Genomic DNA, 15,172 nt, shown 5'->3' with positions numbered 1-15,172 from the left:
GTGGTGTCGGACTCCTTAGGGAATCGGCGCGACGCGAGCACACCGGGGCCCGAGGGCCGCTTCAGGGGGGTTTGGCGGGGCCTATGAGGAACCAGGGATTCCCTCCGGTCAGTTGCCCGGCGGCGACGGCCAGTATGGTGGACGGGCCGCCGAGCTGCCCGCGCACGGTATGACGGGCGGCGGAGCCAACCGGGAGAACCTGCCTTGAGTCGTGAAACTGACAGTCCGTCCTCCGGGCCCAACGGGCGCGGTGGAGCCGCATACCCCTCGGGTACGCCGCCGTATGGAACCGGCCAGTATCCGTCCACGACTGTGCCACCTGGGCCCGGTGCGTCGACCGCCCCGGAGGAGAACTCTGTGACCTCGAAGCCGTCCACGCCCGATTCCGACGGGCCCAAGACCGAGACCACCCTGACGACCCGGATCCGGATCAACATCCCGGGTTCGCGGCCGATCCCACCGGTGGTCGTACGCAAGGCGATGGGCAGCGGCTCCGGAGAGGCCGGCGCCGCGCCGGACACCCGGTCGACGCCGCAGCCGGCGTCCGAGCCGGCGCCCGGGCGGGCGTCCGAGCCGCCGCTCGCGCAGCGGCCGAAGCCCGTGCCGACCCGGATCGAGGCCGAGCAGGAGCCGGCCGGCGCCCAGGGCACGGCGGAAGCCGAGGAACCGGCCAGCAACTGGTTCGCTCCCCGCAAGGCGCCCGCCCCGGCCCCCGCGGCCGCCCCGCCGTTGCCCGTCAGGCAGCAGACCGCGCCGCCCGCGCCACCGGTGGCCGGCCAGGCCCCGTCGCCCGCTCCGCGGGCCACCCCGCCGGCTCCGGCCGGGCCGGGGGCGGGCTACCCGCCGCCCGCGCGCACCCAGGCCCCGCCGGCACCCGACGCGGGCTTCGCGCCGCCGCGCACCCCGCCCCCGCCGGTCGCGGACTACGGCACGGGCTTCTCCCCGGCCGCCCCCGCACCGGGCGGCCCCGGCGTCGGCTCGACCCAGGGCTTCCCGGCGTACGGGAGCGGCCCGGACGACACCGGCCCCGTCACCGAGGCGTTCCCCGTCTACGACAGCCAGGGTGACGACTACCCCGGCCCCACGGGCGGACCCGGCTTCGGCACCGCCGACGTCGGCGGCACCCCGGCCCAGGCGGCGCCGAGCTGGCCCGGACCCGAGGCGGGCCGTGTGCCGACCCCGGTCCCGACGCCCGCGCCGGCCGTCCCGCGCCCGGCGCCCCAGCAGGAGAAGGCCGCCCCCGCCAAGGCCGCCAAGCCGGCCAAGAAGGGCCGCTCCAAGCTGGTCCTCCTCGGCGGCGCCGCCGTGGTCCTGCTCGGCGTGGCCTACGGAGCCGGGCTGCTCCTGAACCACTCCGACGTCCCCAAGGGCACCACCGTCCTCGGCGTCGACATCAGCGGCAGCCGCGACGAGGCCGTGGCCAAGGTCCAGACGGCCTTCGGCGGCCGCGCCACCACCCCGCTCCAGCTCAGCGTCGGCGGCAAGCAGGTCGAGCTGAAGCCCGAGAAGGCCGGCCTGACCCTGGACAGCCAGACCACCGTCCGCAACGCGGCCGGCAGCGACTACAACCCGATCACCGTCATCGGCTCCCTCCTCGGCAACGAGCGCAAGGCCGACGCCGTGCTGCCGGTCGACGAGGAGAAGCTCCAGGTCGCGCTCCAGGAGCTCGCGGGCACCTCCGGTTCGGCCACCGAGGGCACCATCAAGTTCGACACCGGCAAGGCCGTGGCCGTACCCGGCACCTCCGGCACCACCCTGGACGTGGACGCCTCCGTCCCGCAGGTCACCAAGGCCTTCCGCGACATGGTGGCCACGGGCAAGCCGACCGTGCCAGAGCTGCCGGTCACCACCAAGGCGCCGGTCATCGACCAGGCCGAACTCGACAGGGCCATGAAGGACTTCGCCGAACCCGCGATGTCCGCCAACGCCACGGTCAAGGCGGGTGCCAAGTCCATCCCCTTCGGCAGCAAGTCCCTGCCCCGCATCCTCAGCATGCAGCCGGTCGACGGCCACCTCGTCGAGAAGTTCGACCTGGAAGCCCTCAAGCAGACGTACGGGAACGCCTTCGACGGCGTCCTGATCACCCGCGGCGACGGCTCCAAGACCGCCGTCACCCCGCAGGACGTCGCCGGCGCCCTCGTCAAGGCCCTGCGGGGCAAGACGACGGCCGAGCGGACCGTGGTCATCGACACCAACGCGAGCTAGGCAGCCCCGCACCGGTGCCCCCGCCCCCACCCGGGCGGGGGCACCGTCATGTCCGTCGCATGACATCCGTCATGCGGCACCCACGACGGTCGGCACTGCCGCGCGAGACCCCTCGCGGGCGAATCTTGAGCCATGACGACGACCGCGACACGCACCGCGAAGCCCGCCACCGACACCGTGGTGAGCTTCGAGAACGTGACCAAGAGCTACGGCACCGTCCGGGCCGTCGACGGCCTCTCCCTCTCACTCCACCCGGGCGAGACCGTCGCACTCCTCGGCCCCAACGGCGCCGGAAAATCCTCCACCCTCGACCTCCTGCTCGGCCTGCGCCCCGCGGACTCCGGCTCCGTCCGGCTCTTCGGCACCACCCCGCGCGAGGCCGTCGCCGCCGGCCGCGTCGGCGCGATGCTCCAGAGCGGCGGCCTGATGGAGGAAGTGACCGTGCGTGAAATCGTCGCCCTCGGCTGCTCCCTGCACCCCCGCCCGTACCCGGTCGACGAGGTGCTGACCCGCGCCGGAGTCGACGGCATCGCCGACCGGATGGTCAACAAGCTCTCCGGCGGCCAGGAACAGCGCGTCCGCTTCGCCCTCGCCACCGCCGGACAGGGCGACCTGATCGTGCTGGACGAGCCGACCACCGGCATGGACGTGACCTCCCGCCAGGCCTTCTGGGCCACCATGCGGGAGCAGGCCGCCCAGGGGCGCACCGTCCTGTTCGCCACGCACTACCTGGAAGAGGCGGACGCGATCGCCGACCGGGTGCTGGTGCTGAACAAGGGCCGGCTGCTGGCCGACGGCACCGCCGCCGAGATCAAGGCCCGGGCGGGCGCCCGGAAGATCTCCTTCGACCTGGACGCCCAGGACCCGGTGGACGAGCAGATGCTCCGCGCCCTGCCCGCCCTCACCGCCTACGAGCGGCACGGCGCGACCGTGCGGCTCCAGTCCCGCGACGCCGACGCGACCGTGCACGCCGTCTACGCGCTCGGGCTCTACCCCCGCAACCTGGAGGTCGCGGGCCTCGGCCTGGAACAGGCCTTCATCGCCCTCACCGAGGAGGCCTCGAAGTGAACGCCCTGATCAAGCTCGAAATAACCCGGGCCCTGCGCAACAAGAAGTACCTCTTCTTCACCGTTCTCTACCCGGCCGCCCTCTTCCTGATGCTCGGTGGCACCCTCGACGGCACGACGAAGGTCATGGGCACCGAACTGACCATGCCCGCCTTCTACATGGTCGCCATGGCCTCCTTCGGCGCCCTGACCGCCGTCCTGATGGGCAACAGCGAGCGCATCGCCAAGGAGCGCGAGCAGGGCTGGGTCCGCCAGCTCCGGCTGACCGCCCTGCCCGGCCGCGGCTACGTCCTCGCCAAGACCGCCGGCGCGGGCGTGCTCTCGCTCCCGTCCATCCTGATCGTCTTCGCGGTGGCGGCCGCCGCGAAGGACGTACGGTTCGCCGCCTGGCAGTGGCTCGCCCTCACCGGCGCGATCTGGGCCGGCAGCCTCGTCTTCGCCGCGCTCGGCGTCGCGATCGGATACCTGGCGAGCGGGGACAACGTCCGCCCCATCACGATGCTCTTCTACTTCGGCCTGTCGATCCTCGGCGGCCTGTGGATGCCCACCACGAACTTCCCGCAGTGGCTCCAGACCATCGCGAGCTGGCTCCCCACCCACGCCTACGCGGGCCTCGGCCAGGCCATCGAGCTCGGCGGGGCGCCCCAGGCCAAGGACGTGGCGACCCTCGCCGTGTACTTCGTACTGTTCACCGGTGCCGCCGCCTGGCTGTACCGCAAGGACTCGATGAAGGCATGAACCAGTGGCGCTGACGCAGGAGGACGACGACCGCACGGCGATCGGCAAGCCGCCGGAGAACCGCCGCCAGAAGCTGGTGAAGGCGCTCTGGATCAGCATCTGGCTCTTCTACCTGAGCGCGCCCGTCAGCGACCTGATCCACGGCGGACACAGCACCGGGGTCCGGCTGCTCGGCGGCCTGGGCCTCGCGGCCTTCGTCGCCTGGTACCTGGTGCTGGTCTTCCGCACCGTCCGGCAGATGGCGGTACGCCGGGTCCTGGTCTCGCTGGCGGTGCTCTCCGCCCAGGCCACGGTCCTGTCGCTGACGCTGGGCCGCGAATGGCTCGTGCTCTTCGTCTACGTGTCCATCTCCTCCGGCGCCGCGCTGCCCGGGGAGATCTCCCGCTGGACGGTCCCGGGCGCGACCGCACTGATGACGGCCACGGCCTTCGCGGTGCCGGGCGGGGACGACTACCTGGCGGGCCTGCTGATCCCGGCCCTGATGGGCGGCTTCGCGATGGTCGGCGTCCGGGCGATGATCCGGACCACCGTCGAACTGCGCCAGGCCCGGGCCACGGTGGCGCAGCTCGCGGCCAACGAGGAGCGCCTGCGGCTGGCCCGCGACCTGCACGACCTGCTGGGCCACTCGCTGTCGCTGATCACGCTGAAGAGCGAGCTGGCGGGCCGCATGCTGCCCGGACAGCCGGAGGCCGCCGCCCAGCAGGTGGCGGACATCGAGCGGGTCAGCAGGCAGGCGCTGGTCGACGTACGCGAAGCGGTGAGCGGTTACCGGCGGCCCACCCTGCCCGGCGAACTCGCGGGCGCCCGGACCGCGCTGGCCGCGGCGGGCGTGGTGGCGGACATCCCGACGGGGCCGGAGGACGGGCTTCCGGAAGAGGCGGAGTCGGCGCTGGCGTGGTCGCTGCGCGAGGCGGTGACCAACGTGGTCCGCCACAGCGGGGCCAAACGCTGCCGGGTCACGCTGGAGACCCGCCAGACGCTCGCCGGCCCGGTGGCCGAGCTGACGGTGTCGGACGACGGCACGGGCGGCCTGGGCCTGCCCGGCAACGGCCTGACGGGCCTGACCGAACGCCTGGAGGCGGTCGGCGGCACCCTGTCGGCCGGCCCGGCCGGAAAGACCGGCTTCGCCCTCACGGCCCGTGTCCCGCTGGACCTAGGATCAGGATCATGACCTCACGCCCCATCCGCATCCTCCTGGCGGAGGACCAGTCGATGGTCCGCGAGGCCCTCGCCGCCCTCCTCGGCCTGGAACCGGACATCGAGGTACTGGCCCAGGTCGCCCGCGGCGACGAGGTGGTGACGGCGGCGGGCGCGCACGACGTGAACGTCGCGCTGCTGGACATAGAGATGCCGGGCATGACGGGCATCGAGGCGGCCGCGGCCCTGCGGGCCGCCCACCCCGCGATCAGGATCGTCATCCTGACCACCTTCGGCCGCCCCGGCTACCTGCGGGGGGCGATGGAGGCGGGCGCCTCCGCGTTCCTGGTCAAGGACGCGCCGGCCGCGCAGCTGGCGGCCGCCGTACGCAAGGTCCTGGCGGGGGAGCGCGTCATCGACCCCACGCTGGCGGCAGCGGCCCTGGCGGAGGGCGCGAACCCGCTGACGGACCGGGAGCGGGAGGTCCTGCGGGCGGCTGAGTCGGGCGCGACGAACGCGGAAGTGGCGGCCCGCCTCCACCTGTCCCAGGGCACGGTCCGCAACTACCTCTCGACGGCGATCCAGAAGCTCGCGGCCCGCAACCGCGCCGAAGCCGTCCGCACGGCCCGCGAAAAGGGCTGGCTCTGACCGGGGCTCCGCCAAGATCCAGCCCCGCCGGCGTGCGAGGCGCGCGGTCCGGGGCGGAGCCCCAGGTCTTCGAGCCGCGCGGGGGCCCCGGGCCGGGGCCGGGCCGGGGCCGGAGCCAGGGCTCAGTTCAGCAGAGCGCGAGCGGAGACGGCCTCGGCGCGGATACGGGCCGCCGCATCGGCATCCACCGCCGCCACCACATCGGCGTACGCCTCCAGCTCGGCCGCGCCCTCCTGGAAGGAACCCCGTTCCACCAGCAGCCGCGCCCGCTCGAACCGCAGCGACGCCGGATGCGACGGCAGCAGCAGCGACAGCTCCACCGCCCACAGCGCGACCCCCGACTGCTCCGGCCGGACCGAGGCCCACGCCCGGATGTTGTTCAGGATCCGCAGCACGATGTCGAGCGTGCGGGCCGGCGTACGCGGCCCCTCCGCCAGCTCCGCCGGCCCCGCGCCCAAGGACGCGCCGCCCGCGAACGGGTCGACCACCACGCCCTCCTCCGGGTCCCCGAAGCCCACCACGAAGTGCCCCGGCAGCCCCAGCCCGTACACCGGCGCACCCGCCCGCCGGGCGACCTCCAGCCACACCACCGACAACAGGATCGGCAGCCCCCGCCGACGCCGCAGCACCTCGTGCAGCAGCGAGGACGACAGCCGGTCGTAGTCCGCCGGGGTGCCGTGGAAACCGAGGCGTCCGCCCAGCAGTTCCGTCACCGCCGAGGCCCACGCCCGCCCGCCGCGCAGCCCGTACGGCAGCATCCCGGCCAGCCGGTCCAGCTCGATCTGTGCCCAGTCCATGGCGCGTTCGTCCACCTCCGGGTCGGCCTCCGCCGCCACCAGCAGGCACAGCAGCGCCAGGTCCGGCCGCTCCGACCGCGCTTCCTCCGCGAACCGCTCCCGCCGGTCCGCCGGAGTCACGCCGCCGCCCGGTAGTGGTGGTACGTGTGGTGCGGCGCGAAGCCCAGCCCGTCGTACAGGGCCAGCGCCCCCGGATTGTCCGTCTCCACCTGGAGCCACGCCGCCGACGCGCCCTCCTCCAGCGCCCGCCGCGCCAGCGCCGCCATCACCGCCGTCGCCAGACCCTCCCGCCGGTGCGCGGGGTCCACCGTCACCGCCGCGAAACCGGCCCACCGGCCGTCCACCACGCACCGCCCGATCGCCCGGCCCCCGGGCAGCGCCGCGAACCACACCGACGGGCCCTCGGTCAGCACCCGCCGGGCCACATCCGGGTCGCCGACCTTCCCGTAGCGCCCCAGCCACTCCTCGTCCGGGACGCGCCTCAGACGTACGTCCCCGGCGGCGGGAGCGTCCACGTCACCCACCGGCGCGAGCGCCCCGATCCGTACCTCCGCCGACACCTCGGCCGCCCAGCCGCGCCGTTCCAGCTCCGCGATCAGCAGCTCCTGGGTGCCGACCGCCCCCGTCGCGGCCTGCACGTACGCCGGAAGTCCTCGTTCCGCGTACCAGGAGGTCACCCGCGCGAGTGCATCGTCCAGCGGTATCCCGGGATCGCCGAGCGGCAGCACCGAATTGGCCCGCCGGGTGAATCCGGCGGCCGCCCGCAGCGTCCACTCGCCCAGCCGCTCGCTCTCCAGCGGCTGCCAGGACCGCGCCCCGACCCGCGAGAGCTCCTCGAAAGAGGCCGCCGGACCCCGTCGGCGGGCCGGCGCGGGCGGCACGACCTTGCCCGCGACCAGCGAGGATTCCGCGATCCGGACGGTCTCGCCGTTCTTTCGTGTGATCAGCAGCACACCCTCGTTCCAGGATGTGAGAACCCCTACCGCGTCCGCGTACTCCGGCGCCCCGCTCCGGCCGCGCTCCACCCGTCGTACAGAGACTCGTTTACCCACGTCAGCTGGGGTAATACGGACTTCCAGCAGCCCACCGGCGGTGATTTCCACAGCTCTGTACGCCCCTCCTGTTCGGATCGTGCCCGGGAACGGAGATACTAGGTGCGGGCATCGACGACGCCGCGCTCCCGCGCGATATGGAAAGCCCTACCGAGGAGGAACGAGAGCGTGACCTACGTCATCGCGGAGCCTTGTGTCGACGTCAAGGACAAGGCATGCATCGAAGAGTGCCCGGTCGACTGCATCTACGAGGGCCAGCGGTCCTTGTACATCCACCCGGACGAGTGCGTCGACTGTGGTGCCTGTGAGCCGGTTTGCCCGGTCGAGGCCATCTTCTACGAGGACGACACTCCGGAGGAGTGGAAGGACTACTACAAGGCGAACGTCGAGTTCTTCGATGAGCTCGGTTCGCCCGGTGGTGCCTCCAAGCTCGGCCTGATCGAGCGCGACCACCCCTTCATCGCGGCGCTGCCCGCCGACATCAACCCGTCTCACTGAGGGTTCGCGGCACAAGCGCCACTCGGTCCCGTACGGCCTGCCCGCCGCACGGGACCGAGGTGTTTCCCGACCTTCGCGTCCAGCACCCAGAGAGAGCAGAGACCACCGTGGCCGCAGTATCCGACCGTCTTCCCGCCTTCCCCTGGGACAAGCTGGAGCCGTACAAGGCGACGGCGGCGGCCCACGCGGACGGCATCGTCGACCTGTCGGTCGGCACGCCCGTGGACCCGGTGCCGGAGCTGATCCAGCGCGCCCTGATCGGCGCCGCGGACTCCCCGGGCTACCCGACCGTGTGGGGCACGCCCGCCCTGCGCGACGCGATCACCGGCTGGGTGCGCGGGCGCCTCGGCGCGAGCGCCGCCGGGCACCGCAACATCCTGCCGGTCGTCGGCTCCAAGGAGCTGGTGGCCTGGCTGCCGACCCAGCTGGGCCTCGGAGCCGGGGACAAGGTCGCCTACCCCCGGCTCGCCTACCCGACGTACGAGGTCGGTGCGCGGCTGTGCGGGGCCGAGGCCGTCGTCTACGACGCCGAGACATTTGCGAGTGACCCCGCGGGGAGCGAGCTCGACCCGGCCGGCGTGAAGCTGCTGTGGCTCAACTCCCCGTCCAACCCCACCGGGCAGGTCCTCGCCAAGGAGGAACTCATCCGGATCGTGGCCTGGGCGCGCGAGCACGGGATCCTGGTCTTCAGCGACGAGTGCTACCTGGAGCTGGGCTGGGAGGCCGAGCCCGTCTCCGTCCTCCACGACGACGTGTGCGGGGGCTCGTACGAGGGCCTCGTCGCCGTCCACTCGCTCTCCAAGCGGTCCAACCTGGCCGGCTACCGGGCGGCGTTCGTCGCCGGCGACGCGGACGTGCTCGGCGAACTGCTGGAGATCCGCAAGCACGGCGGCATGATGACCCCCGCCCCGGTGCAGGCGGCCACCGTCGCGGCGCTCGGCGACGACGCGCACGTCGAGGAGCAGCGCGGCCGCTACGCCGCCCGCCGCGCGGCGCTGCGAGGCGCCCTGGAGGCGCACGGTTTCCGCGTCGAGCACAGCGAGGCGAGCCTCTACCTCTGGGTGACCCGGGACGAGCCCTGCTGGGAGACGGTCGCCTACCTCGCGGGCCTGGGTATCCTGGTCGCGCCGGGCGACTTCTACGGCGAGGCGGGCGCCCGGTTCGTGCGCGTGGCCTTCACCGCCACCGACGAGCGCGTCGAGGCGGCGGTCAAGCGCCTCGGCTGAGGACGTCCTCGAACAGCCCGAAGGGGCCGGGAGTTCGTGCTCCCGGCCCCTTCGGTGTTTCCCGCGGCAGATCAGCCGCCCAGCGGCAGACCACCGGGCAGACCGCCCGGCAGGCCACCGGGCAGCCCGCCGCCGGCCAGCGGCAGCTGCGGCGCGGCGGGGAGCCCGCCGAGCAGTCCGGTCGCCTTACCGGCCACGTCGGCGGCGGGGGCGGCGGCCGGCAGGGCCTCGGTCGCAGCACCCGCGGTTTCCGTGGCGGCACCGGTCACGGCCGAGGCGTCGGCGGCGTCCGGGGCGGTCAGTGCGCCCAGCTGCGGCACGGACTCCAGACCGGCGGCGCTGGCCGCGCCGGCGGCACCGACCACGGGCGCTGCCCCGGCTGCGACGAGCAGCGCGGCACGGGCGATCCGACGGGTCAGGGGGAGAGACATGTTGCTCCTAAGCGGTAGCGGCTGAGTACGCCTTGTACAACCGCTCGTGGGGCGGGTGGAGTTGCGGATCCGGTGGGTAAAGGATCTGTAACGCATCGTTTAATCGGCTTCCGCGACAAGCGCATTGGATGCCCGCCCACCAGGCCTTCTGTGCTTCCGGGACCCTCGCGGCCGGGTCTTTCGATCACCCCCGCAGGAGTGATCACTCGTACGTCTGCCCGCGCCTCAGCGGGCGATGAAGATCCGCACCTCGTCGGCGGAGGAGCCTTCCGGACCGCCGTTGCCGGACGTGCCGCTCCCGCCCTTGCGCTGCCACTCGCCCCGGGCCTGCCCGCCGGTCCAGCCCTTGCCCGCGTACGAGACCCGGGCGATGCCCAGCTCGTGCGACCGGGCCACCGCCCAGTGCGCCAACGCCCGGCCGCGGCGCGCCTCACCCGGGCCGCCGTCCTGCTTCAGCCGCAGGGTGATCTCGGGCTCCGGGGCCCCGCCCGGGGCCGTCCGGCCGGCAGGCGCACCGTTTCCGCCAGTGCCCAGGACCTCCTTGCCGAAGGCGCGTACCAGCTCGTCCCTCACCTTCTGCGGATCGCCGTGTTGCGGCGCGGGGCCCGCGCAGGACAGCGTGCCGCTCTCGCCGAAGGCCGCCGTCAGCACCGTCGCGTCCGACTCGTGCTTCGCGTACGCCTGCGGGAAGCCGCTGCGCTGCACCTTCTGCGCGGCCACCGTCAGCGGCATCCGCGAATACCCCGGAACGTCCGCGAGGTGTTCGTAGAAGATCCCGGCCGAGTACACGGGGTCCATGATCTGCTCCGGCGTGCCCCAGCCCATCGAGGGCCGCTGCTGGAACAACCCCAGCGAATCCCGGTCGCCGTGGTCGAGATTGCGCAGCGCCGACTCCTGCATCGCGGTCGCCAGCGCGATGGTCACCGCCCGGTCCGGCAGCCCCTTGGAGATGCCGACGGCGGCTATCGTCGCCGCGTTCGCCGCCTGTTCCGGGGTCATCTCGTACTCCTGCTCGCCGCCGCCGGACGCGGCGGCCGTGCAGTGCGGGGCGCCGACGCCGCCGTTGGAGTACCGCTGGACGGCGAAATAGCCGATCACCGCGAACAGCACGAGCAGACCCACGGCCGTACGGAGCGGCCTGCGGCGACGGGGGCGAGGATCACGGTTCTCGGGCACGCGGCCCACCGTACTTGAGCCATATGACGCGTCCAGCGGCCGGACGTCCGAGGCTGCCCCCGTGCCCGGGGCGTTAGGGTCGGTCCATGCCCGAATCCGAGCTGGACCTCACCCAGGACGCCGCCGAGCTGACCGCCCGGCTCGTCGACATTCCCTCCGTGAGCGGCGACGAGAAGGTACTCGCCGACCTCGTGGAACACGCGCTGCGGGCCCTTCCGCACCTCACCGTGGACCGTTTCGGCAACAACGTCGTCGCCCGCACGCACCTCGGCCGCGCCGAGCGCGTCGTACTCGCAGGCCACCTCGACACCGTTCCGATCGCCGACAACGTCCCCTCCCGCCTCGACGAGAACGACGTCCTGTGGGGCTGCGGCACGACCGACATGAAGTCCGGTGTCGCCGTACAGCTGCGCATCGCGGCGACCGTCCCCGAGCCGAACCGGGACCTCACCTTCGTCTTCTACGACCAGGAGGAGGTCGCCGCCGACCTCAACGGGCTCGGCAAGGTCGCCGAGGCCCATCCCGACTGGCTGACCGGCGACTTCGCGGTCCTGCTGGAGCCCTCCAACGCGGAGGTCGAGGGCGGCTGCCAGGGCACGCTGCGCGTACTGCTGCGCACGGTCGGCGAGCGCGCCCACTCCGCGCGCAGCTGGATGGGCGCCAACGCCATCCACGCGGCGAGCCCGATCCTGGCCAGACTGGCGGCGTACGAGCCCCGCAAGCCGGTCATCGACGGCCTGGAGTACCACGAGGGCCTCAACGCGGTGCGCATCGAGGGCGGCGTCGCCAACAACGTCATCCCCGACGCGTGCACGGTCACGGTCAACTTCCGCTACGCCCCCGACCGCAGCGAGGCCGATGCGCTGGCCCACGTACGGGAGGTCTTCGCGGACTGCGGCGTCGCCGAGTTCGTGGTCGACGACCACTCCGGCGGCGCGCTGCCCGGTCTCTCGCACCCGGCGGCGGCGGCCTTCATGGAGGCGGTCGGCGGCCGCGCCATGCCCAAGTTCGGCTGGACGGACGTCTCCCGCTTCAGCGCGCTGGGCGTCCCCGCGGTGAACTACGGGCCGGGCGACGCCCTGCTGGCCCACAAGGTCGACGAGCGCGTCGAGACGAAGGCGATCCTGCACTGCGAGGAACGACTCCGTGCCTGGCTGACCGCCTGAATTCCGCTTCCCGTCACCTTCGTGCGCCTAATCTGATCCAACGATCAGCAGGAGGGAGCACGTCATGGGCAACCGCGGTAATCCTGATGGGGACGCTCAGCGCCGGCCCGAGGAGCAGCAGCTCGGGCCGGTGCTGAGGAGGCGGAGCCAGATCAAGGCGGGCAGCACGACGGACCAGCGGCTGCTGGATTCGGCCGGGCCCTCGGAGTGGGTGCACACCGATCCCTGGCGGGTCCTGCGCATCCAGTCGGAGTTCATCGAGGGCTTCGGCACGCTGGCCGAGCTGCCGCCCGCGATCAGCGTGTTCGGCTCGGCCCGTACGCCCGCCGGTTCACCGGAGTACGACGCCGCGGTGCGGATCGGCAGCGCGCTCGTCGACGCGGGCTTCGCGGTGATCACCGGTGGCGGTCCGGGTGCGATGGAGGCGGCCAACAAGGGCGCCCGCGAGGCGAACGGCATCTCGGTCGGGCTCGGCATCGAGCTCCCCTTCGAGCAGGGGCTCAACCAGCACGTCGACCTCGGGCTGAACTTCCGGTACTTCTTCGTCCGCAAGACGATGTTCGTGAAGTACAGCCAGGGCTTCGTGGTCCTGCCCGGCGGCCTCGGCACGCTGGACGAGCTGTTCGAGGCGCTGACCCTGGTCCAGACCCAGAAGATCACCCGCTTCCCGATCGTGCTGTTCGGCACGCAGTACTGGAGCGGCCTGATCGAATGGCTGAAGAACACGGTGATCGCGCAGGGCAAGGCCTCGGAGAGGGACCTGTACCTCTTCCACGTCACGGACGACGTGGACGAGGCGATCGCGCTGGTGACGAAGGAAGTCGGCAAGTAGGACCGAGCTGCGCGAGCCCCCGGCGGTCGACCGCCGGGGGCCCGCGCGCTCTCGCCTCAGGTGCGGCCGGGGGTCACTGCCCGAACGCGAGGACCTTGCTCGCACCCGTGCATGCGCGGTCCGGCGCATGATGCCGTCCGCTCCCGGTTCGACGCAGGGACGCGCTACCGCCACGCCGCGGAGCGGCTCCTGTCACGGCGGGCCTCCGGGCGCTCCTGCGTCACGCCGGTGACGTGGCCGCCGGGGTCCTTGAACGCCGGGCGCCGTAGGGGCAGTACGCGCCCTGGACGGGCCGAGGTGTGAGCCCGGCGATGGGCTCAGGCCAGCCCGCGGCGGGCGACGGCCGGGGGGCGGTGGCCCTGGATGGAGCGGACCATGTCCAGGATCTGCTTGGTCTCCGCGACCTCGTGGACGCGGTAGACCTGGGCGCCCAGCCAGGCCGAGACGGCCGTCGTGGCCAGCGTGCCCAGCAGGCGTTCCTTGACCGGCTTGTCGAGGGTCTCGCCGACGAAGTCCTTGTTGGACAGGGAGACCAGGACCGGCCAGCCGGTGTCGGTCATCTCCGACAGGCGGCGCGTGGCCTCCAGGGAATGGCGGGTGTTCTTCCCGAAGTCGTGGCCCGGGTCGATCATGATCGCGTCCCGGCGGACGCCCAGCGCGGCCGCCCGCTCCGCCAGGCCGACCGTGACGCGCAGGATGTCCTCCACCACGTCCTCGTACTGGGTCCGGTGCGGCCGGGTCCGGGGCTCGACCCCGCCCGCGTGGGTGCACACCAGCCCGGCCCCGTGGCGCGCCGCGACCTCCGCCAGCCTGGGGTCCACCCCGCCCCACGCGTCGTTCAGCACGTCCGCCCCGGCCTCGCACACGGCCTCGCCGACCTCGTGCCGCCAGGTGTCCACGCTGATCACCACGTCCGGGTGGCGGCGCCTGACCTCCGCCACGAAGCCGACCGTGCGCCGCGCCTCCTCGGCCGCGTCCACGTGCTCGCCCGGGCCCGCCTTGACCCCGCCGATGTCGATGATCGCGGCGCCCTCGGCGACCGCCTGCTCGACCCGGTCCAGCGCCGGCTCGTCGCGGAACGTCGCGCCCTGGTCGTAGAAGGAGTCCGGAGTCCGGTTCACGATGGCCATGATCACCGGCTCGTGGGTGTCGAACTCGCGCCTGCCCAGTCGCAGCATCCTTCTCTTTCCTCCTTCGGCGGCCCTCGCGCCTCGCCTGCGACCTTAACCTGGTGGCCGGAGTCTCTCAGGGGAGTTGATCGTGTTCTTCTTCTTGATGATCGCGCTGGTCGTGGTCGTTGCAGCGGTCACCATGGCGGTGATCGGCGGCGGCTCGGAGGCCGTCCTGCCGGAAGCGGAGCCGGACCGGGTGGCCGACGGGCTGCCGGAGACCCGGCCCGTCGTCCGGGCGGACATCGACGCGCTGCGGCTGCCGGTCGCGCCGCGCGGATACCGGATGGCCGAGGTGGACGACGTACTGGAGCGGCTGGCGGCCGAGCTGGCCGAGCGGGACGCGCGGATCGCACAGCTGACGGCCGCTGCGGCCACCCGCCCGGGCCCGTCGGACGGGGCCGTGAGCGTCGACCTCACCAAGGGCGGTGAGCGGTGACCGGCACGGTGGCGGGCTCGGACGGGCTGCTGCGGTGCCCGTGGGCGCTGTCCACGGAGGAGTACGTCGTCTACCACGACACCGAGTGGGGCCGCCCCGTACACGGCGACGACGCGCTGTACGAGCGGCTGTGTCTGGAGGCCTTCCAGTCGGGGCTGTCCTGGCTGACGATCCTGCGGCGGCGGGAGGGGTTCCGCAAGGCCTTCGCCTCGTTCGGGATCGCGGAGGTCGCGGAGTTCGGGCCGGCGGACACCGACCGGCTCCTCGCCGACGAGGGGATCATCCGCAACCGGGCCAAGATCGAGGCGACCCTGGCCAACGCGAAGGTCCTGGCCGGCTGGGAGCCGGGCGAGCTGGACGCCCTGATCTGGTCCCACGCCCCCGAGAAGCCGGGCCCGGCCCCGCGTACGGTCACCGAGGTGCCGGCGGTCACGCCGGAGTCCACCGCCCTGGCCAAGGCTCTGAAGAAGGCGGGCATCCGCTTCGTCGGCCCCACCACGGCCTACGCCCTGATGCAGGCCTGCGGCCTGGTCAACGACCACCTGATCGACTGCGCCTCCCGCGAGGCCTGAGCCTCGCGGGAGAGGGGTC

The 15,172-nt window shown here is 73.0% G+C and carries 16 protein-coding genes; 11 read left to right on the top strand and 5 right to left on the bottom strand.

What is annotated here, in order from left to right; translation table 11 throughout:
• Positions 1–357 precede the first annotated feature (357 nt).
• From ACFYOB_RS31590 to ACFYOB_RS31570, 5 genes are all read left to right on the top strand, one after another.
• On the top strand, positions 358–2,205 hold the full coding sequence (locus tag ACFYOB_RS31590) for a hypothetical protein (protein WP_388565678.1): 1,848 nt from the start codon (positions 358–360) through the stop codon (positions 2,203–2,205).
• 132 nt (positions 2,206–2,337) lie between these two features.
• Complete coding sequence (locus tag ACFYOB_RS31585; RefSeq protein ID WP_388565676.1) at positions 2,338–3,273, top strand: ABC transporter ATP-binding protein; 936 nt, start codon at positions 2,338–2,340, stop codon at positions 3,271–3,273.
• Positions 3,270–4,010, top strand: coding sequence for an ABC transporter permease (locus tag ACFYOB_RS31580; protein ID WP_388565673.1), 741 nt, complete (start codon positions 3,270–3,272; stop codon positions 4,008–4,010). Before ACFYOB_RS31585 ends, ACFYOB_RS31580 begins: the two co-directional genes overlap by 4 nt.
• A gap of 4 nt (positions 4,011–4,014) precedes the next feature.
• Positions 4,015–5,181: a sensor histidine kinase gene (locus tag ACFYOB_RS31575; protein ID WP_388565670.1), complete on the top strand. Its 1,167-nt coding sequence runs from the start codon at positions 4,015–4,017 to the stop codon at positions 5,179–5,181.
• Positions 5,178–5,795: a DNA-binding response regulator gene (locus ACFYOB_RS31570; protein ID WP_388565668.1), complete on the top strand. Its 618-nt coding sequence runs from the start codon at positions 5,178–5,180 to the stop codon at positions 5,793–5,795. Before ACFYOB_RS31575 ends, ACFYOB_RS31570 begins: the two co-directional genes overlap by 4 nt.
• A 122-nt stretch (positions 5,796–5,917) precedes the next feature.
• Here ACFYOB_RS31570 and ACFYOB_RS31565 read toward each other — a convergent pair whose 3' ends face one another.
• Both ACFYOB_RS31565 and ACFYOB_RS31560 read right to left on the bottom strand, forming a co-directional pair.
• Entirely contained in the window at positions 5,918–6,712 is a 795-nt protein-coding gene (locus ACFYOB_RS31565) for a tetratricopeptide repeat protein (protein ID WP_388565666.1), read from the bottom strand.
• Positions 6,709–7,695 (bottom strand): GNAT family N-acetyltransferase, encoded by a 987-nt coding sequence (locus tag ACFYOB_RS31560; protein ID WP_388565664.1) that lies wholly within the window; start codon positions 7,693–7,695, stop codon positions 6,709–6,711. Before ACFYOB_RS31560 ends, ACFYOB_RS31565 begins: the two co-directional genes overlap by 4 nt.
• Positions 7,696–7,812: 117 nt before the next feature.
• Between ACFYOB_RS31560 and fdxA the strand changes: the two genes are divergently transcribed.
• Together fdxA and dapC are read left to right on the top strand one after the other, a co-directional pair.
• A complete protein-coding gene (gene fdxA / locus ACFYOB_RS31555) occupies positions 7,813–8,142 on the top strand; it encodes a ferredoxin (RefSeq protein ID WP_030868357.1) in 330 nt (109 codons plus the stop codon).
• A 107-nt stretch (positions 8,143–8,249) separates the two neighbouring features.
• Positions 8,250–9,368: a succinyldiaminopimelate transaminase gene (gene dapC, locus ACFYOB_RS31550; RefSeq protein WP_388565661.1), complete on the top strand. Its 1,119-nt coding sequence runs from the start codon at positions 8,250–8,252 to the stop codon at positions 9,366–9,368.
• Positions 9,369–9,439: 71 nt separating this feature from the next.
• On the opposite strand, the gene ACFYOB_RS31545 is transcribed toward dapC, so the two are convergent.
• Together ACFYOB_RS31545 and ACFYOB_RS31540 are read right to left on the bottom strand one after the other, a co-directional pair.
• Positions 9,440–9,799, bottom strand: coding sequence for an ATP-binding protein (locus ACFYOB_RS31545; protein ID WP_388565658.1), 360 nt, complete (start codon positions 9,797–9,799; stop codon positions 9,440–9,442).
• A 225-nt stretch (positions 9,800–10,024) separates the two neighbouring features.
• Positions 10,025–10,975 carry a hypothetical protein gene (locus tag ACFYOB_RS31540; RefSeq protein WP_388565656.1) on the bottom strand — a complete coding sequence of 317 codons (951 nt, stop codon included), beginning with the start codon at positions 10,973–10,975 and terminating at the stop codon, positions 10,025–10,027.
• 86 nt (positions 10,976–11,061) lie between these two features.
• Here ACFYOB_RS31540 and dapE point away from each other — a divergent pair, with 86 nt between their 5' ends.
• Both dapE and ACFYOB_RS31530 read left to right on the top strand, forming a co-directional pair.
• Positions 11,062–12,141: a succinyl-diaminopimelate desuccinylase gene (dapE, locus tag ACFYOB_RS31535; protein ID WP_388565654.1), complete on the top strand. Its 1,080-nt coding sequence runs from the start codon at positions 11,062–11,064 to the stop codon at positions 12,139–12,141.
• A gap of 64 nt (positions 12,142–12,205) precedes the next feature.
• Complete coding sequence (locus ACFYOB_RS31530; RefSeq protein ID WP_388565652.1) at positions 12,206–12,973, top strand: TIGR00730 family Rossman fold protein; 768 nt, start codon at positions 12,206–12,208, stop codon at positions 12,971–12,973.
• A gap of 317 nt (positions 12,974–13,290) precedes the next feature.
• Here ACFYOB_RS31530 and folP read toward each other — a convergent pair whose 3' ends face one another.
• Positions 13,291–14,151: a dihydropteroate synthase gene (gene folP / locus ACFYOB_RS31525; RefSeq protein ID WP_388565650.1), complete on the bottom strand. Its 861-nt coding sequence runs from the start codon at positions 14,149–14,151 to the stop codon at positions 13,291–13,293.
• Between the two features lie 76 nt (positions 14,152–14,227).
• Here folP and ACFYOB_RS31520 point away from each other — a divergent pair, with 76 nt between their 5' ends.
• Entirely contained in the window at positions 14,228–14,581 is a 354-nt protein-coding gene (locus ACFYOB_RS31520) for a DivIVA domain-containing protein (RefSeq protein ID WP_388565647.1), read from the top strand.
• Entirely contained in the window at positions 14,578–15,153 is a 576-nt protein-coding gene (locus tag ACFYOB_RS31515; protein ID WP_388565644.1) for a DNA-3-methyladenine glycosylase I, read from the top strand. Before ACFYOB_RS31520 ends, ACFYOB_RS31515 begins: the two co-directional genes overlap by 4 nt.
• Positions 15,154–15,172 lie beyond the last annotated feature (19 nt).

The sequence above is a fragment of the Streptomyces sp. NPDC006463 genome, assembly GCF_042870715.1.
Taxonomy (GTDB): Bacteria; Actinomycetota; Actinomycetes; order Streptomycetales; family Streptomycetaceae; genus Streptomyces.
The sequence above is the reverse complement of the archived record's forward strand: the minus strand, read 5'-3'. Positions and strand labels throughout refer to the sequence as shown.

Bases quoted from the DNA above. Each gene is read 5' to 3' on its own strand.
- ACFYOB_RS31530 (WP_388565652.1), top strand. From the start codon at position 12,206: ATGGGCAACCGCGGTAATCCTGATGGGGACGCTCAGCGCCGGCCCGAG.
- dapE (WP_388565654.1), top strand. From the start codon at position 11,062: ATGCCCGAATCCGAGCTGGACCTCACCCAGGACGCCGCCGAGCTGACC.
- folP (WP_388565650.1), bottom strand. From the start codon at position 14,151: ATGCTGCGACTGGGCAGGCGCGAGTTCGACACCCACGAGCCGGTGATC.
- ACFYOB_RS31545 (WP_388565658.1), bottom strand. From the start codon at position 9,799: ATGTCTCTCCCCCTGACCCGTCGGATCGCCCGTGCCGCGCTGCTCGTC.
- ACFYOB_RS31570 (WP_388565668.1), top strand. From the start codon at position 5,178: ATGACCTCACGCCCCATCCGCATCCTCCTGGCGGAGGACCAGTCGATG.
- ACFYOB_RS31585 (WP_388565676.1), top strand. From the start codon at position 2,338: ATGACGACGACCGCGACACGCACCGCGAAGCCCGCCACCGACACCGTG.